Here is a 24,074-nt window from a genome sequence, read left to right as displayed (position 1 = left end):
CGATGCGGATCGGACCTTATCTCCTCGACAATCCAGTGATCTTAGCACCCATGGCGGGTGTCACTGATCTCCCTTTTCGCCAGCTGTGCAATGAGCTTGGTGCAGGATTAACTGTCTCTGAGATGCTGTCGAGTAATCCACGCGTATGGCAAACCCAAAAGTCGCAAATGCGCATGGGCCATGCTAACGAGCCCGGTATAAAGGCTGTTCAAATCGCTGGGTGCGAACCTGAGTTGATGGCGCAAGCGGCACAGCATAATGTGGCGAATGGCGCGCAGATCATTGACATCAACATGGGCTGCCCAGCAAAAAAGGTGAATAAAAAGATGGCGGGCTCAGCATTGCTGCAATACCCCGACTTAGTGCAAGACATCTTGCATGCGGTCGTCAACGCAGTAGATGTTCCCGTCACCTTGAAGATACGTACAGGCTGGGATCCTGACAATCGTAATGGCGTTGCTATTGCTCAGCTTGCCGAACAAGCTGGTATTCAGTCCCTAGCGGTACACGGACGCACGCGTGCTTGTATGTATAAAGGAGAAGCGGAATACGACACCATTCGAGCCATAAAACAGGCGGTGACGATTCCAGTTGTTGCTAATGGCGACATCAGAACTCCAGCTAAAGCTCGTGAGGTTTTAGCTTATACCGGTGCCGATGCCATTATGATCGGTCGCGGCGCCCAAGGTAATCCATGGCTGTTTCGCGAAATTGCGCATTACTTGGCAACCGGCGAACAGTTGGCAAAGCCGAGCATAAGTGAAGTGACTGACGTGGTCATGCGGCATGTAAAACGTTTGCATGAACATTACGGTGACTTTACCGGTGTACGGATTGCCCGAAAACATGTGGGTTGGTACTTGCAAGAGCAACAGCCTGCGGCAGAATTTCGCCGCCAATTTGTGACTATCGAGGATGCCGCCGAGCAAATCGATGCACTGGCGACGTTTTTTAACTCAGTAAACTAAGAAGAGATAGAGCGCACCTATGTTTGATCAAAACGCAAATCGTGACCAAGTTTCACCATTCACGACGATTGGTAATAACGCCCAGCCAAAACCGCTGCGCGATTCAGTGAAGCAAGCATTAAACTCATTCCTGAAGCAACTTGACGGTCAAGATCCTGAAGAGTTGTACGAGTTGGTTCTCGCTGAAGTCGAAGCGCCGTTGCTGGAAGAGGTCATGACCTATACGCGCGGTAATCAAACCCGTGCAGCGACCATGCTGGGCATCAACCGCGGCACGTTGCGTAAGAAATTGAAAAAGTACGGCATGAATTAATTGCCCCCTGAAAAAGAGCGCCTTGTGTGCTCTTTTTTGTTTTAAGAACAGTAGTTTATTGAAATTTAACGGTGACCATGATGGATTTTCGACCTATTCAACGTGCGCTCTTAAGTGTATCGGACAAAACTGGCATTATTGAATTTGCACAAGCCTTGCAACAACGTGGCGTGCAACTCCTATCCACAGGTGGGACAGCGCGTCTGCTACGTGACAACAATATCCCTGTTACCGATGTTTCCGAACACACCGGTCAAGAAGAAATCATGAACGGTCGGGTTAAAACGTTGCACCCGAAAATCCACGGCGGCATTTTAGCGCGTCGCGGCACCGACGACGCAGTAATGGCGGAACAGAACATCGCGCCTATTGATATGGTCGTGGTGAACCTCTACCCATTTGCAAAAACTGTTGCAGATCCAAATTGTTCACACGCAGATGCGGTCGAAAACATCGATATTGGCGGCCCAACGATGGTTCGTGCTGCCGCGAAAAACCATCAAGATGTCACCATTGTGGTCAACGCGCGCGATTATGAGCGGGTGATTACCGAAATGGACGCTAACAATAACAGCCTTACCTTCGACACCCGTTTTGATCTTGCTATTCGCGCCTTCGAGCACACAGCGCAGTACGACGGCATGATTGCCAACTACTTCGGTGCGCGTTTGCCGCAACAAGAAAGTCAATTTCCGCGCACGTTCAATACCCAATTCGAGAAGAAGCAAGATTTGCGCTATGGCGAAAACAGCCATCAGCAGGCGGCTTTTTATGTTGAAGCAGAGCCACACGAGGCTTCAGTAGCAACCGCCCAACAATTGCAGGGTAAAGCATTATCGTTTAATAACATCGCTGATACCGATGCGGCACTTGAGTGTGTGAAATCCTTTGCCGAACCTGCGTGCGTTATCGTCAAGCATGCCAACCCTTGTGGCGTGGCTATCGGCGAGAGCATTATGAGCGCCTATGATCGCGCTTTTAAGACTGATCCAACGTCAGCCTTTGGCGGCATCATCGCCTTTAACCGCGAACTTGACGAAGCAACAGCGAAAGCCATTATCGACCGTCAATTCGTTGAGGTCATTATTGCTCCTAGTGTGAGCGCTGACGCGCAACAGGTCGTAGCGGCTAAAGCAAATGTTCGACTGATGTCATGCGGCCAGTGGCCAGAACAGCGAGCGGCAAGTTATGACTATAAACGCGTCAATGGTGGTTTGTTAGTACAAGACGCCGACCTTGGCGAGATCACCGAACAAGACTTAAAAGTGGTAAGCAAGGCGCAGCCGACCGCTGACCAACTCAAAGACTTACTGTTCTGCTGGAAAGTCGCGAAATTTGTGAAGTCCAACGCAATTGTCTATGCCAAAGAAGGGATGACCATTGGTGTTGGTGCTGGCCAAATGAGTCGTGTCTACAGCGCCAAAATCGCCGGCATCAAAGCAGCTGATGAAAACCTTGAAGTTGCCGGTAGCGTGATGGCCTCCGATGCGTTCTTCCCGTTCCGTGACGGTATTGATGCGGCAGCAGCAGCGGGTATTAAAGCGATTATTCAGCCTGGTGGTTCAATTCGTGATGACGAAATCATTGCCGCGGCAGACGAGCACGGCATTGCCATGGTCTTCACCGGTATGCGCCACTTCCGACATTAATAACATTGCCGTTCTGCGCTACGCCGTCTAGGATTAAACCTAACCTATCCGTCGATAGCAGCAACATAAGGAAGTAACCATGAAAAACTTCTTAGCAATGATAACCTTAGCGGCGAGCGTCAGCCTGCTTGCCGCTTGTTCTGAGAGCACTGACTCAGCGGACACGAGTGCGATGAGCCTAGAGCAAGCGGTCAATAACAACCCAGCACGTTCGGCTGACAACCTGAGTCGCGATCGGCATCGCCATCCCATCGAGACACTGACCTTCTTCGAAGTCGAACCCGATATGACCGTCGTCGAAATTTGGCCCGGCGGTGGCTGGTACACCGAAATCCTTGCGCCGTATCTCAAGGATCAGGGCAAACTTTATGCGGCGCACTTTCCGCAATCAGAAACCCGTGAGTATTACGTTAATTCGCGGCAGGCTTTTAACGAGAGAGTTGCTAAAGATCCTGCTTTTAGCGCTATCGTGGTAACCGAGTTTGCACCGCTCGAAAACAGCGAGATAGCCCCAGCAGGTTCGGCTGACCGCGTGTTGACCTTCCGTAATTTACATAATTGGTACATGAACGCCGGCGAAGACGGTGTCGAAGCTGCATTCGCAACGTTTTATAAGGCTTTGAAGCCGGGCGGCATTTTAGGTGTTGTCGATCACCGTTTACCTGAAAGCCGCCCTAATACGCATATGGACAGCTCCGGCTACATGAAACAAAGCTTAGCTGTACGCGCGGCCGAAGCTGCTGGCTTTGAGTTAGTGAAAGCCAGTGATATTAACGCAAACCCTGATGATAACGCCGACCACCCACGTGGCGTGTGGACCTTACCACCTACCTTGGGATTAGGTGAGCAAGACCGTGAACGCTATCAAGGGATCGGCGAAAGTGACCGCTTTACATTGAAATTTAAGAAACCTGAATCTTCCTCATAAGCAAAACAAGAGAGTCGATACGACATGAATGTACTTGTGATTGGCGGCGGTGGCCGTGAGCATGCGCTAGCATGGAAAGCGGCGCAATCGCCGCAGGTTGAAACTGTCTTTGTCGCACCCGGTAATGCCGGCACTGCAACTGAATTAAAACTCGAAAATGTGGCGATTGCTACTGATGATATCCAAGGCTTACTCCAGTTTGCGCAAGAACATGCCGTGGGTCTCACCATCGTTGGTCCTGAAGCGCCACTTGTTGCAGGTGTGGTCGACACCTTTACCGCAGCGGGCCTGAATATCTTTGGTCCGACTCAGGGCGCCGCACAGCTGGAAGGTTCAAAAGCTTTCAGCAAGGATTTTTTGGCGCGCCACAACATTCCAACCGCAGCTTATGGCACTTTCACTGACGTTGCGGCGGCCAAGGATTACGTGCGTACGCAAGGGACACCCATCGTCATCAAAGCCGACGGCCTCGCGGCAGGTAAAGGCGTGATTATTGCCGAAACTGAAGCACAAGCCTTCGCCGCAATTGACGACATGCTCGCGGGCAACCGTTTTGGTGACGCCGGCAGCCGCGTCGTCATCGAAGAGTTCTTGGTCGGCGAAGAGGCGAGCTTTATCGTTATGGTCGATGGTAAAACAGCATTGGCTTTTGCGAGCAGCCAGGACCACAAAGCACGTGACAACGGCGATAAAGGACCGAACACTGGTGGGATGGGGGCCTATTCTCCTGCACCGGTGGTGACGCCTGACGTACATAACTGGGTGATGGACCATGTGATTGAGCCGACCGTGCAAGGAATGGCCGCTGAAGGTCATCCATACACAGGTTTCCTCTACGCTGGCTTGATGATTGCCCCCGACGGTACCGCTAAGGTTCTCGAGTACAACTGCCGCTTCGGTGACCCAGAAACTCAACCAATCATGATGCGTTTGCAATCCGATCTAGTGGAGCTGTGCTTGGCCGCTTGTGAAGGTAAGCTCGCTGAGCAAGTTATTGATTTCGATCCGCGTGCTACTGTCGGTGTAGTGATGGCAGCAGGCGGCTACCCTGAGAGCTATGCGAAAGGTAAGGTGATCAGCGGCTTGCAGGACGCCGACACGAGTGATACCAAAGTTTTCCACGCCGGAACTAAACGCTTAGAAAATGGCGACATTGTCACCGCTGGTGGGCGCGTGTTGTGTGTTACGGCAATTGCTGACTCGGTAAGCTTAGCGCAGCAAAAAGCCTATGCAGGCGTCGGCAAAGTTAACTGGGATGACGTGTATTATCGAACCGATATTGCGCACCGCGCCATTCGTCGCGAAGGCGCTTAAGTGAGAAAACCGCGCTACCTTTTATCGAGGCCAGCGCGGTTTTTTTAGTTAGTCTTCAACAACAAGGTCATCGTCATCCGCGCCTGAGAGCTCAAAAGCATCATCAGTATAGCGGCTGCGACCATACATACTACCAACCTTAGGTCGGTTAATACGCACCTGATATTTTGACCAAGCCTTTTCAACGGGCGTCTCTGCAGCTTTTTCACCACGCGCGACAGCTAACAATGACTGCTCTTCGGCTGACATCGGTTCGACTTCACCGTTCATCAGCGCCGCAATCAAACTTCCATGCTGACTCAGCAATTCAGCTTCGCGAATAGAAAAATCGCCTGAACGGGCAAACCCGTAAGGATAGTTTTTGAAGTCGTTATACGGCTTCTTAGTGATGAAATCACGGTTGATCGTTGCCATTGTGTGCCTTCCTCCAGACCAACAACTACAGGGAAAATCGTTCGCCTCTTGCGACACTGACGATATAGAGGCGAACGGCACGCTTGTCAATAAAATTTTTTAGTTTTTACTAAAAACGTACGTCAAATGTCACGCGTACATGACGTCCTGGTTGTGACAATACCGGCAAGATAGCATCATTTTCAGGGTAACTACTTACTTGCGCCGCCTGCCAATAGATTCTATCGGTAAGGTTAAATAGCCCAGCACCAACGCGGATGTCCGCACTTGGGTACCATTGCACGAGCCAATCCAGCGTCGCATACCCGGGGGCAGCAAAGAGCGCCTCATCGTCAGCGTTGAAAAGTTGCTTTTGCCCACGTTGTGCGCGCAGCACCAAACGGCTATCCCAACGCAAACTTTCTGGCGTATAACGTATGGCCGCTAACATGGACGACGGGCTCACCGCTGCAACTGCAGCGCCAGTGGTTTTGTCTTCACTACGGATTGCTTGCAACCAAAGCTCGCTTGACCATCTTGGTGTCCAATCTTGTTCCCAACTTGCTTCGATGCCCTCAACGACGACTTTCTCGCGGTTAATCGATTGAAAGATGAGTAATCCCCGCTGTGGATCAAAGCCAAGTGAAGCACGACTATCGATGAAGTCACTGTAACGGTTGTGAAACGCCGTCACACTCGCACGGGACTTAGCCGAACGCCATCGCACTCCAGTTTCAAATGTGTAACCGCGTTCGGGTTGTAGATCTGGGTTTGCAATCGCAAGCACTCGGAACTGCGGATAATACAACCCGACATTGACGTCAGCGAACGGCGGCGCACGGTAACCTCGTGCATACTGCGCAAACCATTCAGCCTGATCATTCAGTGGCCAGAGTAAACCTAGTTTTGGCAACCACGCATCGTGCGTTAAGTCGGTAACATCACTATTTGGATAGCGCTCGGCAAATAATGGATCGTCTTGTGTACGCAGCGCGTAACGTTCATAACGCAGTCCAGGACTTAAGCTTGGGCCGTTTCGCCACAACTTGATTTCGTCATGGAGGTACAGGCCCAGTTCATTGATCTTGCTACGCGGAAAGTCACGCAACGGAAAGGTTTCACCGAGCAGGATCTTCGTGGACGTTTGCTGGGTTTGATTCCATTGCCAAGCATCACGTTCGTCCCAAACTTCTGCACGACCAACTTCAAAGCCATAACCCAAGCGGTGTCGCACATCCCCCCATCGCCAATCACTTTCAAGATCTGCGGCTAGACCATAGTTGTCATAGTCATAACGGAAACCACGATAAATACTTAATGGTTCCGCCAAGATTCCGCGTTCTTCAAAAGAGTCCTGCTGAGTTTGCGCCTCTTGCACAAACAAACGCCACTCACCGCGGTCGGCAAGCATGTTTGGCGCAGTGCGTAACCGCAAAATGGCCCGCCACTCGTAGCGTTCGTCATCACCGCTAAGTGCTGTGGTGCTCGCTTGACGGCCACTCCCTAAACTATGAAAAATAGCTGTGTCACGGGTTTCACGAAGGGCATCGAAACTGACTTGCCAAACGCCAACATCGGCATAGGTTTGCCATTTCAGCAAGGCGCCTGTTTGCCGTACGCGTTGCTGATCGAGCGTCGTCGCAGCGGCAGCATCGCGCTCCTCACGGTACTGAGCAGCTCCAGCCAATAATACGCTATGGTCACCATCACTCAACGCTGTCGCAACACGCCCATAGCCCCGCTGTGCGTCGCTCGCAGCGCCTAAGCGCAGCTGCGTGCCGCGCTTACCGCTGTAAAGTACATCATCGGCACTAAGGGTTTCGATGGCGACTACGCCACCCAGTGCATCACTGCCGTATAAGGTTGACGCTGGCCCCCGCAGAATCTCGACGCGGTTCGCCAAGCCCAAATCGAGCAGGCCCCGACCAGTGTCAGAAAAGCTGCCGACGGCAAAGCGATCAGCAATAGCTACTTGATCGACGACAATGGCGGTGCGGTTACCACCAATACCACGGATACGAAAACCGCTGTGACCAAAGCGAGAACTAGTGTCATCAAGCTCTACTCCCATTTCGTAGCGAACCAAATCGTTCGCATTTAAGACTAAGTCACGCGCCAGTTCTTCGGCGCTAATGACACTAACGGTGCCAGCCACTTCATTGAGCTCTCGGGGCTGACGGTGGGCAACTACAGTGATCACTTCATCTGGTATAACTTTATCTGCGACCACTTCGTCCTGGGTGGCATTCTGTTGTGCGGTGGCAGAACCTGCCACCGCTAACAGTGCTGCACCACAGGCAATCCTTAGCCTGAACTGCAGTGCTTCCATTAATACACCTCGTTGCGAGTGTTGTAGTTATTAAACTTGCCAGTTGGCGTAACGATTTTTTCGCCTTTAATGACATGTTTTAGCTTGCGTGACTTGTCATCCACAATCACGATGGCAGACTCTTCTTCCATACCACTCCAGACCGAGAACCAGACTTCGTCACCTGCCATATTGTATTCAGGCTGCACGATACGTTTTGGACCCGGACCTAAGTCCGCCCACTCGGCAATAGGTAACACTTCATAACCTTTGCTGAAGTCGCGAATATCGTACACCGCCACGGACTGTGAGATCTCTTCAGATGGATTCAACGGTGTATCGACCCATAAGTTAGTTGACTTAGGATGGGTCTTAATAAACAGCGAACCACCACCTTGACCTTCCAGAACGCGTACGACTTTGAAAGCTTGATCTGGGTGTTTTTCAGGGTCAGTACCAATCAAAGTGATGTCGGCATTACCCAAAGCACTTGTTGCCCACACAGGACCGTATTCTGGGTCAATAAAGTTGGCGCCACGACCCGGATGCGGAATACGCTTCACTGGAATCAATGCTTCAAGCTCACGCTCGAGAGCATCCACCACAGCAATAGTGTCGTTCTCATTGGCTGCCGTCATAAAGTAACGACCCGACCGATCCCAACCGCCATCATGTAGGAATGGCGCAGCATCAATGGTGGTGACCTGAAGGTTATCGATGTCAGAATAGTTCACCAGTTTGATTTGACCGGTTTCCTTCACGTTAACGATAAACTCCGGATGCTTATGCGAGCCGACAATCGCTGCCACCCGTGGCTCTGGGTGATACTCTTGCGTATCCACAGTCATTCCGCGGGTAGAAACAATCTTGTGCGGCTCTAATGTTTGGCCGTCCATGAGCACATAATGCGGTGGCCAGTAAGCGCCAGCAATGGCAATTTTGTCTTCGTAACCTTTGTAGCGTGAGTTCTCCACCGAACGTGCCTCGAGACCGATTTTAATCTCAGCGACAACTTGTGGCGGGAACATATACAGGTCGATCAAGTCGATCTTGCCGTCACGGCCAATGGTGGTGAAGTACCGGCCTGAGCTAGAAGCGCGCGAAATATGCACTGCGTAGCCAGTTTCGACGTAGTTCAAGACCTTCTTGCTGGCACCGTCGATGATGGCCACCTGTCCCGCATCGCGCAGTGTTACCGCGAACATATTATCGACGTCATAATCGTGCTGCGGTTCGCTCGGACGATCTTCTGGTGCGACATGCACGACCCAGCTATCTTTCATTTCCGGCATACCCCACTCTGGTGGTGTAGGCGGTTCGTGCTGGATAAAGCGCGCCATCATGTCGATTTCTTCGTCGCTAAGTTCGCCAGAAGTACCCCAGTTTGGCATACCGCCTGGCGAGCCGTAGTTAATCAAAGCTTTCAGGTAATCTGTACCTTTTTCCTGAGTAATATCAGGCGTCAATGGTAGGCCGGTTGCGCCTTTACGCAATACACCATGACAACCCGCACAGCGTTGGAAATAAATTTCCTGTGCCAGCGCGAACTCATCTTCGGTCATGCTCGGCGCACCAGGGGTGACCACTTGTTTTGCACCGGAAACAGCAGAAGGTGCTCCCTTATACTTAACCTCAGCAACAGTTGCGTCGGCATGAGGCTTACCACCAGCACGATCCTTGAGGCCGAGCTCGACACGGACGTCTTCGACATCGTCGTCACTGACTTCTGCACCGCTGTTGCCCCAACTTGACAGTACATAGTTGGTGATTGCTGCGATGGTGTCATCGTCAAGGTGCTGCATTGGCGGCATCATGGCATTGTAGGTCTGGCCATTGACTTCAAGAGGCCCTGACTTCCCCTGCAAAATTGTCTCAACAACGTAAGTTGGCTTACCGTCGACATTGGCGTTTTCTGCCAGCGGAGGGAAAGCGCCTGGCAAACCTTTACCATTCGGCTGGTGACAAGCTTGACAGTTTTTCGCGTATGCTTCCTTCCCGTCGTCATCAGCAAGAGCTGGCGTCATCGTAAAAAACAATGCAGCCACACCACTGAGTAGCGCTAGCGGAGTGAGTCTAAATTGAGTTGCTTTAGGCTTTTGGTAGTGCATGGGAGTCCTCCTTGATGGACCTATCATTCAGATGCTTCTGAAATTGATTGTAAGCCTAGTACAAGGATGACTTTTGATCGATATCAATGAATGGAGGGAGTACCTGAGCCTTAGAGAGGTACCCCCTTATGGGTAGTAGTAGAATTTTAGATGTGTACTTTCAAGCCCCAATCGTTTTGCGCTTCACGCGCCAGTTGTTCACGAAATTGTGGCGCCGCAATATGAATCAGCGCAGTGGCACGCTCAGTGAGACTTTTTGCGCGCAAATTGGCTACGCCATATTCAGTCACCACAAAATGTACATGGGCACGCGTGGTCACGACTCCAGCGCCTGGCGCCAATAACGACGTGATACGCGAGACCTTACCACCACAAGCTGTCGCTGGCAGCGCAATCACTGAACGACCACCTTCCGATAAGCTAGCCCCACGAACGAAGTCCATTTGCCCACCAACTCCAGAGTAAACCTTGGTACCAATCGAGTCGGCACAAACCTGCCCAGTAACATCGACTTGCAAGGCGCTGTTGATCGCCATGACTTGTTTATTTTGGCGGATCACAGAGGTGTCATTCGTGTATTCCACATCTAAGAACGCACACTGTGGATTGTCATCGACAAAGTCATAAAGCTGCTGGCTGCCCATTGCAAAGGTGGTCACAATACGCCCTCGGTGTTTGCGCTTGCGAGAATTATTAATCACGCCACTTTGCACAAGCGGAAGTACACCATCCGAGAACATCTCGGTATGTATACCAAGATCTTTATGATTACCTAAACATGCCAAAGTCGCATCGGGAATGGCACCAATACCCATTTGCAAACAATCACCGTCGTTGATGAGTTCAGCCACGCGTTCACCGATGCGCGTGGTAATTTTACTTTGCGCGGGTCGCTCGTGAATCGGCATCGCTGCTGCTTCTTCAAAATAGCGATCAATCTGACTGACATGAATGAACGAGTCTCCATGGGTGCGCGGCATCTTTGGATTGACCCAAGCGATAACCTTTTTCGCTACTTGCAAGGCTGCCCGTGTAGCTTCGACACTTATACCAAGACTACAATTACCGTGTGCATCGGGGGCCGAAACCTGAATCAGCACGGCATCTAGCGGCTGCTCGCCCGAGCGAAAGAGTTTCGGTATTTCAGACAGAAAAATCGGCACATAGTCGGCTAACCCTTCATTAACTGCCGCACGGGTGGATTTGCCAACAAAGAACGCACGTTGACGTAGATGCCCCTGCAAGGCTGGATCCGACAATACCTCACTATGTTCGGTGTGGAGTTGTAGTAGTGTCATATTGCGCCGCTGCAGCGCCACCTCGGCCAGTCCCTGCAAAAGTTTATAGGGCGTTGCAGCCATTGATTGGCACCAAATGACGTCGTTATCCGATAAAATTTCTAGCGCTTGTTCCGCGTTTGCAACACGCATTTCAACTCCTTTTACGATAAAGTAAGCAGTATTCAACTGTTAAAGCTTAGGCATACCATGAAAGTATTCGCAATGTTGGGTGCGATCAATATGGCTCTTGGGGTAATTCTTGGGGCATTTGGGGCACATGCACTTAAGGCAAGGTTATCACCCGAAATGCTCAGCGTATTCCAAACCGGTGTGCAATATCACATTTATCATGCGCTAGGTTTGTTCATGGTCGCAGCACTACTTATTCCCTACCCGAAAGCCAGCGGCTTACGTACCGGAGGCTGGATCTTGCTCGCCGGCATTGCATTGTTTTCTGGCAGTCTGTACTTGATGGCGCTCACTGGCATACGCTGGTTCGGCCCGATTACTCCGGTTGGCGGTGCCTGCTTTATCATCGGTTGGATTTGGATTTTCTGGGCAGTTCTGAAAGAGTTGTAAACGACCAAGGAGCCGATGCAAGTGAATCTAGGTCTACTGTTTGCGGTCGCTCTTGCCGCCAATGAACATGCGTTTGCGCAATGCTCGGTCACTTTGCCGCCCGACGTTTCCAGCTGTATCCACACCACCGCTGCCAACTGGAATGAAGCAAAACGCTTGGTCTTCGAACTGAATCGTGAAGTGGCAAGTAATCCTCCTTGGCGGTTACCTACTGCAGCGCAGCTTGGCACCGCTGAACTTCCTTGCGATGCTAACCGAACCACAACTGAATTATGGTGGATGACCTCAGCATTTCTCAAACATGGTGACGAAATTCTGGTTGGCGCCTATCATTGTGATACTGGGATCACAGAATTCGTGCCCGTAAACCAACCACTGAAGTTATTGCTGTTACGCTAAATGAAAAAGGAATTTAGAATGACTACTGCATTTTCCAAAATACTTGCTGTATGCGTTTTTAGTTTGACTCTTTTAGGCTGCTCTACCAGCGCGCCCATCAAGGATGTTAACGCTGCCACCATCAACCACCAACTAAGTCACGAACAAATTCGCATGGCGATTATTGAAGCTGGCGCCCAACGCGGGTGGGTGATGAGCGACTACAACAACGATGAATTACACGCTGAGCTTTACGTACGTCAGCATTTTGCCAAAGTTCGTATTCCTTACTCCACTGACGGTTTTTCGATCCACTACATGGCCTCTGATAACCTCGAATTAAGTCGCGATGGCCAGCGTATTCACCGCAACTACAACCGCTGGGTCAATAATCTACGCCACGACATCCAAATGAATATTCAAGTCAAAGCACTGCAGCCCTAAATGAACATCGCTTTAGCTAAAATTTATGCCCTAAGTTTCTGCTTAGGGCTTTTCTTTGTCGTATCTGCGCATGCGCAGCAGCACGACACATGGCAACAAGCTGTCGCAAATCAACACTACACTATTGATTACCGCGAGCGTGCGGACAAGGTATTGGAGCTGCGTGCCGAGCTTGTGGTTACAGCAAAACTCGGCAGCTTTCTCCATTTACTCGAAGATGTTGAGAATATCTCGTCGTGGTTAGCACGTGCTGAAAAAGCAACTGTGCTCGCACAACCTGATGCGCACACACATGTTGTCCATACTGTGTTTTCTGGTTTTTTCTTGGTTGCACGGCGCGACATGGTCACTCGCAGTGTGTGGCACCAAGACCCTGCTACTAAAGCTGTGACCATAACTGTCGAAAATGCCAATAATGACTACGACATACCTACTGATGGTGTCCGTATCACCAATCTCGCCGCAGAATGGCAACTCTTTCCATTAGCTGACGGGCAGCTTAGAATCACCTACCAAGGTTACGCGGATCCAGCTGGGGCATTACTCGGTGTGGTCGCTCGTAGCGCCGCACTTGAAGCATTGAAGAAAACACTTGCTCGCTTGCCCGCCGCATTAGAGAATCATCAACGACCGTATGAGGGTATTGTCGAACCCTAGATGCAAGTGTTAAGTTTTTGAAAAGATCAGCGGCTTTGTGTATTATCCCGCTTCTTTTTTTATACATTCAAACTCAATCAATCGCCGCCCATGCAAGCATTCACCAAGGCCAGTGCCTTAGCGCTACAAGACGATGTCGTTGTCGACACGATACTGCGAGAGCTTCCCGCGGGAACGCGTCGGCGTTTAAGCCCGTACGCAAAACTCTTAGTACGGGTGGTCTATCAATTGATTGCCGACTCTCCACAAGTAGCAAACACGCCTATTGTGCTGGCAACACAACACGGTGACTTACATCGGACAATTCGTCTTTTACATGATCTCGCAGACGAACAGCAGCTATCGCCCACCCAATTTAGTTTGTCAGTCAACAATGCGGCACTTGGGCAACTGAGTATTTTGCTCGACAATACCGCGGCAATGACTACGGTAGCCGCTGGCGACGACTCATTTGCCATGGGCTGGTTGGAAGCTTTATTGCAGCTTCAACAGAGTCCAGAAGTACTGTTCATCTATGCCGATGAACCGCCGCCAGAACCTTATACCAAGCATGCAGAGTTACCTGAACAAGCTTTTGCGATGGCGGTGTTATTGAGCAGTCAGCAAGGCCACCCACTACAATTTGAAGCGAAACCTAGCGCTGAAAAGACCGGCCTGTTAGAACCCGTGCAACAACTGCATCAACTCATCAGCCAACATGGCCAAGGCGAAGTTCAACTGCAAGGAAAGCAAGCTTGGAGCTGGTATGTGGGCTAGATCTGTGCACTTTTTACAGCACACTTGGCGGCGTCTTGCGACCGGTCTCTGTTTTGTCGTTTTTGGCTTAGGTGGGCTGGTGATGTCTCTCACCACACTGCCGTTATTGAAGTTACGCGCCTACGGTGATCCCCAACGTCAGCAGCAAATGGCGAAAGCCATGGTGCAAACGACATTCCGTTTTTTCATTGGCTTCATGCGCTTTACTGGCGTCTTTAACTTCGCTTTTCCCGCACGTCAGCAACTGCAAAACTGCCGCGGCCAAGTGATCATTGCCAACCACCCCTGCTTGATTGATATCGTGGCACTCATTTCATTTGTGCCCAATGCCGACTGTGTGGTTAAGGCGCACCTTTGGCGTAATCCTTTTATGCGAGGTGTGATAAAATCGTCCGGTTACATCAGCAATGGCGATCCCGAAGGTTTAGTTGATGATTGTGAGCGTTCACTTGCACAAGGCAATAACCTTATTATTTTTCCTGAGGGGACACGTACAGAACCGGGTCAACCCTTTCGGTTTCAACGGGGGCCGGCAAATCTTGCGTTGCGTACCAAAAATGACATGACGGCGTTACGTATTTGCTGTGACCCCGTCACATTGATAAAAAATGAGCCTTGGTACTGTGCGCCAAAAACCAAGCCAACGCTAACCATAGAGTTTTTACGTAGCGTGCCGACAACCGGCTACCAGACTGAGCAACCCAGTATTGCCGCGCGCAAGCTCACACGGGATCTCGAAGATTATTACAATAAGGTACTCGAAAGTAATGGAAACTTTAAAACTTGAGCTTAAAACACTCATTATCGAAGCACTCGATTTGGAAGATATTACCGTTGCCGACATCAAAGACAGCGCACCGCTTTTCAGCGATGACGATGACGGCCTCGACCTCGATTCAATTGATGCGCTTGAGCTGGGCTTAGCCATCAAAAAGAAGTTTGATGTCAAATTAGACGCAAACTCTGAAGACACCAAGAAACATTTTTACAGCGTAGATACGTTGGCCGACTTCGTTGCCAGTCACAAGGGATAAGAATGACCATGGAAACCAAAGAAGACGTTTATCAACAACTTGTACAAATCCTCACGGAGGACTTTGAGATCGATGCTGAAGAGATCAAGTTAGACGCCAATCTATACCAAGATCTCGATCTCGACAGCATCGATGCAGTAGACCTCGTAGTGAAGTTACGTGAGATTACCGGAAAGAAGATCAGTCCAGATGCATTTAAAGCGGTACGTACCGTCGAAGATGTCGTCAATGAGGTCGTCAAACTCATGCACGAACCAGCGTAACCATGCGAATTCTGCGTGCTCTCTCTTACCTATGTCTTGCTACCTACCCGCTTTGGGTTGCAGGATTAGTGCACGCAGGTTACAGCCAACATTTATGGTGGTTACTGTGTTTATTTGTCATACCACAAGTGTGGCTTGCTGACTGGCAACAGCCGCGTAGTTACGTCGTGCTCTTCGCAACCCTTTGTGTCGTCATCGGAGCTTGGCTACTCGGCCCACAGGCAGGGGCATTGTTTTATCCGGTATGGATGAACCTTGGCTTTTTGATACTTTTTGCCAGCTCACTTTGGCGTAAGCCGGCAATTATTACGCGCTTAGCATGTGCCATGGAAGGAGAGCTATCGCCCGCTGCAGTAAGCTACACAGAAAAAGTAACGATCGTTTGGACACTTTTCTTTTTGCTGAATGGCAGCATTGCATGGTGGACCGCAACACAAGCTAACCTAAGTGTTTGGACTTGGTACAACGGCGTCATTGCATATGTATTGATGGCTCTCATCTTCACGATCGAATTAGGTATTCGCTATGTGGTTAAAAAGCGACACCACTAATTGGTTCCTCAACCTACCAAAGACTGCACCTTGGCATGGATTTCACGTCGATGTTCAAGCTGCACGGCAGTGGCTTAAGGCGCGTTCAGAGCAACGTTGGTTGCTATTTGATGGCGATAGCTATCGTTTTACCGTGTGGTTCTTTGCTTTACTTGCCGAAAACCGCCAACCGGTCATGCCGCAAAATAACCACAGCGAAACGTTGCGCTTAGTGTCTACGGTCATCGACGCCGAATTGCCGCCCCAGCTCCCTCAAGCTGTTCAGTCAGCGGAGCTGAAGCCACTCAGTGGCCGACTCATAACCACTTTGACATTATTCACTTCAGGCTCAAGTGGTGAACCCCAAGCAATTCGTAAATCTGCGCGACAACTCTTTAATGAAGTGCAAACCCTTGAATCGACCTTTGGTGAAACATTGCGCGATGCAGAGGTGATAACGACGATCTCACATCAACACATCTATGGGCTGCTCTTTACCGTTATTTGGCCGGTTTGCGCCGGCCGGTGTTTGGTCGCGCAACGCGTGGAATACCTTGAGCAGTGGCAACAATACCATCAACAAGCAAATGCTTATTGTATCGTTAGTAGTCCAGCACATCTCGAGCGCTTCGACGACCTTACGCACATGCAGCACCACCCAACGCGCTTGCGTGCCGTGTTTTCCTCGGGAGGACCTCTTGCTGATCAGGTACCACAGCGTTTTATCGGCGCTGGCCTCGCCGCCCCGTTCGAAATCTATGGCAGTACCGAAACCGGTGGTATCGGTTGGCGGCAGCGCAGCGCTACAACAACAGCATTCCGCCGCTTTACGAATGTCGAAATCGGCGTGAATAATGAGCATTGCCTGCAACTGCGGTCGCCGCACCTACCCGATCACACGCTCTTCACGACGTCAGATAAGGTGGAGTTGATTAGCCCTGATGAATTCAACGTATTAGGTCGTGCTGACCGTATTGTGAAAATTGCCGAAAAACGCGTTTCGCTGGCAGAACTTGAACGCTTCTGTGAAGCGCACCCCTGGATTGACAAAGCAAAGTCCTGTCAACTTTACCAACCGCGAACTACCCTTGGCTTAGTCCTCGTGTTGACAGCGGCAGGACAACAGCAACTTGCTCAAGAGGGACGTTTAGACATGCGCCGCAAGATCCGTGAGCATTTGCAACAACGCTTCGATAAAGTCGTGTTACCGCGTAAGTTCCGCTATGTTGACACATTACCTTGTAACGCGAGTGGCAAAACCACGTTAGCTATGTTGCAACAACTGTTCGAAGCAAGTTAATAAGAGAGCGATTGATGAACGTTACCTACCCAGATTTTACCGAGCTCACCGAGTTTCAAGATACCAACGGGCGTCCTCACTTAGTCGCGCACTTTACGCTTGCACCCGATTGTCTCTACCTGCAAGGCCACTTCCCAGAAGCGCCGCTATTACCTGGCGTGACGCAACTCGACTGGGCGATCCAACTCGCTGCAGACCATTGGCAAACACCTCGCACAGTTCAGCAAATCGAAGTGTTAAAGTTTAACGATATGATTTTACCAAAGGCGGACGTGACCTTGAGCTTGGAGTGGAAACGCGCCGACTGCGTCGTTTTCCGTTATCACCATAACGACCAAGCCTACTCGTCTGGCCGTCTCATTTTTACCGAAGCGAATTGACCTTATGCACGCTTGTTTCATTATTCCAATTTATAACCATCACGAAACGATCGCAGCCACGGTAGCGGCGTTGAGTCCGTTCCAACTGCCCATTTTTATTGTGGATGACGGCTCCGATGCCGCCACCAAACAAGAACTCAGCAAGCTCGTTGAACGCACCCCTTTACTGCACTTGCACACCTTACCGCAAAACTCAGGTAAAGGCGCCGCGGTCATGGCAGGGTTTGAACAAGCATATGCAGCGGGAATGACCCATGGCTTACAAATTGATGCTGATGGTCAACACGATACGGGCGATATCCCAGAGTTCTGGCGACAAGCCGAACAACATCCCGAAGCCCTTATCAGCGGCGCGCCTCAGTACGACGCATCGATTCCAACCGCACGTAAGTTTGGCCGTAAGATCACCCATTTTTGGGTGCATATCGAAACCTTGTCCTTGCAGGTCAAAGATACCATGTGTGGTTTTCGTGTTTATCCGCTCGCGGCAACCCTCGAAGCGATTGCCGAACACCGGCCAGGTAACCGCATGGATTTTGATATTGAAATTATGGTGCGCATGTACTGGCGCGGCGTACCAGTGCGGTTTATTCCGACCCGAGTGATTTACCCCGAGGGTGGCCGCTCGCACTTCCAGGGTTTTGCCGATAATTGGCTTATTTCAAAAATGCACACCCGCTTGTTTTTTGGCATGTTGCTGAGGGCTCCACGCCTTATGGCACGACGATTGCGTCGGAGCGCAGCATGAAGCACTGGGCGACCACCAAAGAACGCGGCAATTACTTGGGTATTTTGATTGTGTTGCGTGCATACAAGTACGGCGGGCATATACTCATGCGCCTCGTGCTGGCGCCAGTCATTTTCTATTTTTTCCTTACCGGGACCACCGCTCGGAAAGCGTCGATGGCTTATTTGCGCAAACTTCACGGGTATAGCGGTAAAGCTTCACCATTTCAAAAGCTGCCAACGTGGCGTAACAGTTTAAAACATTTCTGGCAGTTTGGTCTTGCCTCATTAGCTAAGACAGACGCTTGGATTGGACGAATTAACAAGCGGCATGTCAAAAACTGCGGTAACACCCATTTTCGTGACCTCGAGCAACGACCTGAGGGCGGGATTCTTATCGGCAGCCATTTAGGTAACTTGGAAGTGGCACGCGCAATTGCCAGTAGTAGTTATTGTAAGCGCATGAATGTATTGGTTTTTACCGAGCATGCACAAGCCTTTAATCGCGCCTTACGCGAACTCAATCCAAACGTCGCTGTGGATGTTATTCAGGTCACCAACATCGACATGGGACTCGCCATCATGTTGCGTGAGCGCGTCGATCAAGGTGAGTTTGTGGTGATTGTTGGCGATCGCACTTCGGTCACCGACCCCAGCCAAAGTATTACCCACGACTTTCTTGGCGAGCCCGCACAGTTCGCAATCGGTCCTTGGGTTTTAGCCAGTATTTTGGAATGCCCGGTTTATTTTTTATTCTGCGTGCGCAATGCGAACGGTCAGGGCTATGACTTGCACTTAGATTTTGTTACCGAGCAACTCCACTTACCGCGCCGCAGTCGACATCAGCATATCGAAGCAATTTTAGCGCAATACATCGCGCAACTAGAGAATTTGTGTCAACGTTACCCGTACCAATGGTTTAATTTTTTCGACTTTTGGCAACAACAGACAGAAGGAACAGTAGGTAATGCCGATTGAGAACGTTCAGTTTGGTGGTAAACGCACAACCATCAACGACATCATTCGCCTAAGCCAAGGCAAAGCCCAAGCGCAGCTAAGTGAGGACCCTAGTTTGCGTGAGCGTATTGCTGCGGGTACCCGTTTTTTGGATACGTTATTACGCGAAGATGGCGTTATCTATGGCGTTACGACGGGCTACGGGGATAGCTGCACGGTCACCGTACCGACCGAACTCGCCCACGAACTACCGATCCATTTGACGCGCTTCCACGGCTGTGGACTTGGCCGGCATTTTGCTGATGATAGCGTCCGCGCGATTTTAGCCACACGCCTGTGCTCGTTGGCGCAAGGTTATTCTGGCGTAAGTTGGGAACTGCTGGAACGTTTGGTGCTAATGATCAACGCAAACGTACTGCCGTTGATCCCCGAAGAAGGCAGCGTTGGCGCCAGTGGTGACTTGACCCCGTTGTCTTACGTAGCGGGTGCGCTCATTGGCGAGCGCGATGTTCGGTTTGGGGCGCAAACGCTCTCCAGTAAAGAAGCATTCGCGAAACTCAATCTTGCCCCGCTCACCTTACGTCCCAAAGAAGGTCTTGCGATCATGAATGGCACTGCGGTGATGACCGCACTCGCTTGCCAAGCGTGGCATCGCGCTGAGTACTTAAGTCAGTTATCCACTCGAGTTACAGCGCTTGCCAGTATTGCCCTGGATGGTAACAGTAACCACTTTGATGAACTGCTGTTTGCGGTCAAACCGCACCGTGGACAACAAGAAGTTGCGCGCTGGATTCAGCAAGACATCAATCATGTCGAGCACCCTCGTAACTCGGATCGGTTACAAGACCGTTACTCCATTCGTTGTGCGCCACATATTATTGGGGTTTTGCGCGATGCCTTGCCGTGGTTTGCGGAAACCATTGAGAACGAACTGAACAGTGCCAATGACAACCCAATCATCGACGGTATCGGCGAACACGTATTGCATGGCGGCCATTTCTACGGTGGCCACATTGCGATGGTCATGGACAGCATGAAAACTGCAGTGGCTAACCTCGCCGACTTACACGACCGCCAGATGGCTTTGCTCATGGATACCAAAATGAACAATGGGCTGCCGGCCAACTTGTCAGCGGCCACGGGCCAACGCGCGACCATTAACCATGGCTTCAAAGCTTTGCAAATTGGTTGTTCGGCATGGACCGCAGAAGCGTTGAAGTTAACCATGCCAGCGAGTGTATTTTCGCGTTCTACCGAATGCCACAATCAAGATAAGGTCAGCATGGGCACTATTGCGGCGCGAGACTGTCTACGTGTACTTGAACTGACCGAACAAGTTTTAGTAGCAACGTTACTGGCGGCTTATCAAGGTGTGCAACTACGGCGCCGCGAGAATCCTGACTTACGTAAGCCAGCCGCTGCGATTGAGGCAATGCTGGCGGATATCGCCCAAGAGTTTGCACTGATTGACGAAGATCGCCCGTTAGAATCGGAATTACGTTATTGGCTGGAACAAATTCGTCAGCAACGTTGGGATCTATACAAGGACTAAGCATGTTTGAAGCGCGCTTAAAAATTAATGTGCCATTTTTTGACGTCGATGCTATGCATGTGGTGTGGCACGGTCATTACGTTAAGTACATGGAGATGGCTCGCAGCGAGCTCTTGCGTCAATTCGACTATGATTACCCCACTATGAAGGCCAATGGTCACCTATGGCCGATTGTTGATTTGCGCCTTAAATATGTCGCTTCAGCACGCTATGGCCAGGACATTGAGGTCATCGCCAAACTCACCGAGTGGGAGCATCGCCTACGTATTGACTATGTGATTCGTTGTTGTGATACGCAAAAAGTCCTCACCAAGGCAACAAGTATTCAGGTCGCGGTCGATATTGCTAGTGAAGAAATGCTCTTCGAGTCACCCGATATATTGTTCGATAAATTAGGAGTACAGCGCTCATGACCCCGAGTGTCCTACTTCGCACTCTCATCATCGGCGCGCTGCTGTGGAGCTCATGTGCGCACGCCAACGAGCAACCATTAGCGCCGGAAGTACTTGCATTTTTGCAGCAGCAACAGCAGCCATTGCCTTTTGCCGTCGACTTCGAACAACAACGCACGATCCAGGGGTTACCGCGTGCTTTGCTGAGTTCTGGCACCTTAACAGTCGCCGCCGATAAAGTGGTGTGGCATACCAAGGAGCCGTTAGACCAACGACTGGTGATCACAGCGACAGGTATCCAGCCTGATGGCGAAACGGCAATGCGCGGTAGTGCTGTGATTGCACAACTCCTTCTCGCCGTTTTACAGGGCGACGCCGAAGCGATCGATAAGAATTTTTCAGTGCAACTTGCCGCTGACTGTTTGACCTTAACGCCCAAATTAGAGCAACTGCAGCAATTTGTACAAGACATTGAAAGCTGCGGTAACAGCTCCATTGAGCGCATTCAACTCATCGAACAACAAGGCAATCGTAGCTCTATCACCTTCCACTATGAGGCCCATAACGGTGTGGATACGCACTAAATTTGCCGCATGGTTAAGCATCGCTATCGTCGTCCTGCTCGCCGCTGGCTTGTTCTGGCTGCGCTTGCCTGCGGTGTCCTGGCAAAGCAGTTTGCTCGATACGCTGCCACAAGAAGCTGATCCTGCGCAGCAAGTTTACATGGCCCATCAACAACCGAACGAACAACGCTTCATGTTGTTGTTTACAGTCGCCAACGACGACTTCGCAGCATTTGCCGCTGCGTTACGCAAAGAACTTGCACAGTTAACGGGTAGTGAAGCTGAGATTCAGCCCCTGCAACAGCTGGATGCCCAGGCAATTGTCTCGATCTACGCCGAATACGCTGGGCAATGGGCCTCGCCGAGTGACCTGACGACGCTGCGCGAAAATCCGCAACAGCTTATCCAATACGCACAACAGCGACTACAGCAGCCGTTGCCGCTATGGGTCGACATCCAACAAGACCCATTATTGCTCAGTCAACGCTTGGTCGAGGCATTACCCGAGCCGTTACCTAATTTTGCTGCAGAGGGACCTCTTTATGTTCGTCACTCGACTACGCACACAAACATTGTGGTGGCATTGCAGAGTAAAGCCGACACGCTGAGTCAAGAGCACTCGCGCACGGTTGTGGCGCACACCGAACAGCTGCTCAGCGCGTTAACGGCAACCGCAATCCCACATAAAGTCATTCGCAGTGGTTTGGTGTTTCACACCGACGCAGCAGCTACCCAAGCAAAACACGAGATGACTTGGTTTGGCGGCTTGTCCTTAGCGTTTGTGCTTATTTTGCTATGGTGCGTGTTTCGCTCTTTGCTGCACTTGCTCTACAGCTTGGTGGTCGTAGGCGTGTCGACCCTCGTCGGCGTCACCGCGGTCATGTGGTGTTTTAGCTCGCCCCACGTTCTAACGTTGGTTTTTGCCACCACTTTGATTGGCCTATGCATTGATTATGTGTTCCACGCGAGCATTGGCGCCAGCCATGGCAAAAGCAACTGGCAGCAAGTGGTGCCAGCCTTGCTGCTCGGCGCAACTACAACGATTGTCGGCTTTCTTTTACTAACGCTATTATCACTGCCGTTACTACAGCAGCTTGGCGTGTTTATGGCGGCTGCGTTGGTTAGTGTTACTGGACTAGTGTTACTTATTCCAGAGCTTGGTTTAACCAAACCGACAACTTTGCGCTGGCAACAGTTGCACCACAAGGTCGCACGCAGCTACCAACAAGTTGCACCCCGTACCGGCAGCATCATTCTTGTTGTCCTTGCCATCACCTGCTCGATTGCAGCATGGCAGACGTATCGCAGCGACGACGCCGTCCAATTATTGGCAACATCAAGTGAATCATTGCTCGCACAAGAACAAGACATGCGTGAACAAACGCAGGCCTTTTATGATTCAGAAGTCATCTTGATAAAAGCCACAAATATGGATGAGCTGTATCAACGCTATGCGCGGGTTCATCAACGTCTTGTCGACTGGCAACAGCAAGGCTGGCTCACCAGCTGGCAGAGTTGGTTCGATTATGTCCCCACGCCGCAACAACAGCAGCAAGTGAGCGACGCTTTAGCGCAGCTATGGCAACAACCCGCAGGCCAGAACTACCTCGCTTGGCTGGGAATTCAACCGCCGCAAGCGAAACTCTCGAGCGATCAACAACCACCCAAGGCTCACCCTCTGTACGAGAACTTCTTTTATAGCTCCGCAGAAGCTGAACAGCCCGTTGTCGGGGTGATCAGATTACGCGGAAGTACCACCAATAATGACTTTACCCAAGCCATAGCGGCACTTCATGGCGTTGAGGTCTTTAGTCCTTTAACCCAAGCGAGCGAGGCTTTAGGCCATTATCGCAGCCAACTTATGCAGTGGATGATGGCGCTGGTCTTATTGCTGTTCATCGTCTTAAGTTGGCGCTTACCCTATATTCGTCGGCAACAACGCTATCTCGCTAGCCTGCAAGTAAGTGCGATTATCATTACCGCACTAAGCAGTGCCTTAGCAATTGCAGCGCTTTGGCAGCCATTAAATGCATTTCACTTCGTCGGCGCGATGTTAGTCATCGTTCTTGGTATCGATTACGGCATTTTTTGCGCCAGTCGGATACACCGTGCGCATGCGCTGCAGGCGATCAGTATTTCAGCGTTGACGACCATGTTCGCTTTTGGTGCACTTAGTTTTAGCCAAACAGCAGCCATTGCTTCGTTCGGTGTTACCGTACTTATTGGTGTTGCCATCACAGCGGTACTTGTACCGCTGCTGACACCAGCAAACTCGACTCATTCAGTGTAAAGGAAGATACGC

The 24,074-nt window shown here is 50.8% G+C and carries 26 protein-coding genes; 22 read left to right on the top strand and 4 right to left on the bottom strand.

Annotated elements, in window-relative coordinates; translation table 11 throughout:
• Window positions 1-2: 2 nt before the first annotated feature.
• From dusB to purD, 5 genes are all read left to right on the top strand, one after another.
• Window positions 3-968, top strand: coding sequence for a tRNA dihydrouridine synthase DusB (gene dusB / locus CWI70_RS10905; RefSeq protein WP_126773650.1), 966 nt, complete (start codon window positions 3-5; stop codon window positions 966-968).
• 19 nt (window positions 969-987) lie between these two features.
• Complete coding sequence (gene fis, locus CWI70_RS10900; protein WP_126773648.1) at window positions 988-1,281, top strand: DNA-binding transcriptional regulator Fis; 294 nt, start codon at window positions 988-990, stop codon at window positions 1,279-1,281.
• Between the two features lie 77 nt (window positions 1,282-1,358).
• Window positions 1,359-2,930: a bifunctional phosphoribosylaminoimidazolecarboxamide formyltransferase/IMP cyclohydrolase gene (gene purH / locus CWI70_RS10895; protein ID WP_126773646.1), complete on the top strand. Its 1,572-nt coding sequence runs from the start codon at window positions 1,359-1,361 to the stop codon at window positions 2,928-2,930.
• 79 nt (window positions 2,931-3,009) lie between these two features.
• The gene (locus CWI70_RS10890; protein WP_126773644.1) at window positions 3,010-3,858 is read left to right on the top strand and encodes a class I SAM-dependent methyltransferase; all 849 of its coding nucleotides are present in this window, start codon (window positions 3,010-3,012) and stop codon (window positions 3,856-3,858) included.
• Window positions 3,859-3,882: 24 nt separating this feature from the next.
• Entirely contained in the window at window positions 3,883-5,172 is a 1,290-nt protein-coding gene (gene purD / locus CWI70_RS10885; RefSeq protein WP_126773642.1) for a phosphoribosylamine--glycine ligase, read from the top strand.
• 48 nt (window positions 5,173-5,220) lie between these two features.
• Here purD and CWI70_RS10880 read toward each other — a convergent pair whose 3' ends face one another.
• From CWI70_RS10880 to CWI70_RS10865, 4 genes are all read right to left on the bottom strand, one after another.
• Window positions 5,221-5,586 (bottom strand): MaoP family protein, encoded by a 366-nt coding sequence (locus tag CWI70_RS10880; RefSeq protein WP_126773640.1) that lies wholly within the window; start codon window positions 5,584-5,586, stop codon window positions 5,221-5,223.
• Between the two features lie 109 nt (window positions 5,587-5,695).
• Entirely contained in the window at window positions 5,696-7,894 is a 2,199-nt protein-coding gene (locus CWI70_RS10875; RefSeq protein ID WP_126773638.1) for a TonB-dependent receptor domain-containing protein, read from the bottom strand.
• Window positions 7,894-9,981: a cytochrome D1 domain-containing protein gene (locus CWI70_RS10870; protein WP_126773636.1), complete on the bottom strand. Its 2,088-nt coding sequence runs from the start codon at window positions 9,979-9,981 to the stop codon at window positions 7,894-7,896. Before CWI70_RS10870 ends, CWI70_RS10875 begins: the two co-directional genes overlap by 1 nt.
• Window positions 9,982-10,127: 146 nt before the next feature.
• Window positions 10,128-11,411 (bottom strand): acetyl-CoA hydrolase/transferase family protein, encoded by a 1,284-nt coding sequence (locus CWI70_RS10865; protein WP_126773634.1) that lies wholly within the window; start codon window positions 11,409-11,411, stop codon window positions 10,128-10,130.
• A gap of 57 nt (window positions 11,412-11,468) precedes the next feature.
• On the opposite strand from CWI70_RS10865, the gene CWI70_RS10860 reads away from it, so the two are divergent.
• From CWI70_RS10860 to CWI70_RS10780, 17 genes are all read left to right on the top strand, one after another.
• Entirely contained in the window at window positions 11,469-11,840 is a 372-nt protein-coding gene (locus CWI70_RS10860; protein WP_126773632.1) for a DUF423 domain-containing protein, read from the top strand.
• Window positions 11,841-11,855: 15 nt separating this feature from the next.
• Window positions 11,856-12,239: a hypothetical protein gene (locus CWI70_RS10855; RefSeq protein ID WP_126773630.1), complete on the top strand. Its 384-nt coding sequence runs from the start codon at window positions 11,856-11,858 to the stop codon at window positions 12,237-12,239.
• A gap of 18 nt (window positions 12,240-12,257) precedes the next feature.
• Entirely contained in the window at window positions 12,258-12,662 is a 405-nt protein-coding gene (locus CWI70_RS10850; protein ID WP_126773628.1) for a hypothetical protein, read from the top strand.
• Complete coding sequence (locus tag CWI70_RS10845) at window positions 12,663-13,319, top strand: START domain-containing protein (protein WP_126773626.1); 657 nt, start codon at window positions 12,663-12,665, stop codon at window positions 13,317-13,319.
• A gap of 90 nt (window positions 13,320-13,409) precedes the next feature.
• A complete protein-coding gene (locus tag CWI70_RS10840) occupies window positions 13,410-14,075 on the top strand; it encodes a beta-ketoacyl synthase chain length factor (RefSeq protein WP_126773624.1) in 666 nt (221 codons plus the stop codon).
• Window positions 14,065-14,862 (top strand): lysophospholipid acyltransferase family protein, encoded by a 798-nt coding sequence (locus CWI70_RS10835; protein ID WP_126773622.1) that lies wholly within the window; start codon window positions 14,065-14,067, stop codon window positions 14,860-14,862. Before CWI70_RS10840 ends, CWI70_RS10835 begins: the two co-directional genes overlap by 11 nt.
• Window positions 14,843-15,109 (top strand): phosphopantetheine-binding protein, encoded by a 267-nt coding sequence (locus CWI70_RS10830; protein ID WP_126773620.1) that lies wholly within the window; start codon window positions 14,843-14,845, stop codon window positions 15,107-15,109. Before CWI70_RS10835 ends, CWI70_RS10830 begins: the two co-directional genes overlap by 20 nt.
• A gap of 8 nt (window positions 15,110-15,117) precedes the next feature.
• The gene (locus tag CWI70_RS10825) at window positions 15,118-15,372 is read left to right on the top strand and encodes an acyl carrier protein (protein WP_126773723.1); all 255 of its coding nucleotides are present in this window, start codon (window positions 15,118-15,120) and stop codon (window positions 15,370-15,372) included.
• Window positions 15,373-15,374: 2 nt separating this feature from the next.
• Window positions 15,375-15,923, top strand: a complete 549-nt coding sequence (locus CWI70_RS10820; RefSeq protein WP_126773618.1) for a COG4648 family protein — start codon at window positions 15,375-15,377, stop codon at window positions 15,921-15,923.
• Window positions 15,898-17,202: an AMP-binding protein gene (locus tag CWI70_RS10815; RefSeq protein WP_126773616.1), complete on the top strand. Its 1,305-nt coding sequence runs from the start codon at window positions 15,898-15,900 to the stop codon at window positions 17,200-17,202. Before CWI70_RS10820 ends, CWI70_RS10815 begins: the two co-directional genes overlap by 26 nt.
• A 14-nt stretch (window positions 17,203-17,216) precedes the next feature.
• A complete protein-coding gene (locus tag CWI70_RS10810) occupies window positions 17,217-17,582 on the top strand; it encodes an ApeI family dehydratase (RefSeq protein ID WP_126773608.1) in 366 nt (121 codons plus the stop codon).
• Window positions 17,583-17,586: 4 nt separating this feature from the next.
• A complete protein-coding gene (locus tag CWI70_RS10805) occupies window positions 17,587-18,330 on the top strand; it encodes a glycosyltransferase family 2 protein (RefSeq protein WP_126773606.1) in 744 nt (247 codons plus the stop codon).
• Entirely contained in the window at window positions 18,327-19,286 is a 960-nt protein-coding gene (locus tag CWI70_RS10800) for an LpxL/LpxP family acyltransferase (RefSeq protein ID WP_126773604.1), read from the top strand. The genes CWI70_RS10805 and CWI70_RS10800 overlap by 4 nt, the downstream gene beginning before the upstream one ends.
• A complete protein-coding gene (locus tag CWI70_RS10795) occupies window positions 19,276-20,817 on the top strand; it encodes an HAL/PAL/TAL family ammonia-lyase (RefSeq protein ID WP_126773602.1) in 1,542 nt (513 codons plus the stop codon). The genes CWI70_RS10800 and CWI70_RS10795 overlap by 11 nt, the downstream gene beginning before the upstream one ends.
• A gap of 2 nt (window positions 20,818-20,819) precedes the next feature.
• Window positions 20,820-21,230, top strand: coding sequence for an acyl-CoA thioesterase (locus tag CWI70_RS10790; protein ID WP_126773600.1), 411 nt, complete (start codon window positions 20,820-20,822; stop codon window positions 21,228-21,230).
• A complete protein-coding gene (locus CWI70_RS10785; RefSeq protein WP_126773598.1) occupies window positions 21,227-21,793 on the top strand; it encodes an outer membrane lipoprotein carrier protein LolA in 567 nt (188 codons plus the stop codon). Before CWI70_RS10790 ends, CWI70_RS10785 begins: the two co-directional genes overlap by 4 nt.
• Window positions 21,777-24,062, top strand: a complete 2,286-nt coding sequence (locus CWI70_RS10780; protein WP_126773596.1) for an MMPL family transporter — start codon at window positions 21,777-21,779, stop codon at window positions 24,060-24,062. The genes CWI70_RS10785 and CWI70_RS10780 overlap by 17 nt, the downstream gene beginning before the upstream one ends.
• The last annotated feature ends 12 nt before the right edge of the window (window positions 24,063-24,074 follow it).

Origin of the sequence: Pseudidiomarina homiensis, from assembly GCF_003987225.1 — a bacterium.
Lineage (GTDB): Bacteria > Pseudomonadota > Gammaproteobacteria > Enterobacterales > Alteromonadaceae > Pseudidiomarina > Pseudidiomarina homiensis.
The sequence above is the reverse complement of the archived record's forward strand: the minus strand, read 5'-3'. Positions and strand labels throughout refer to the sequence as shown.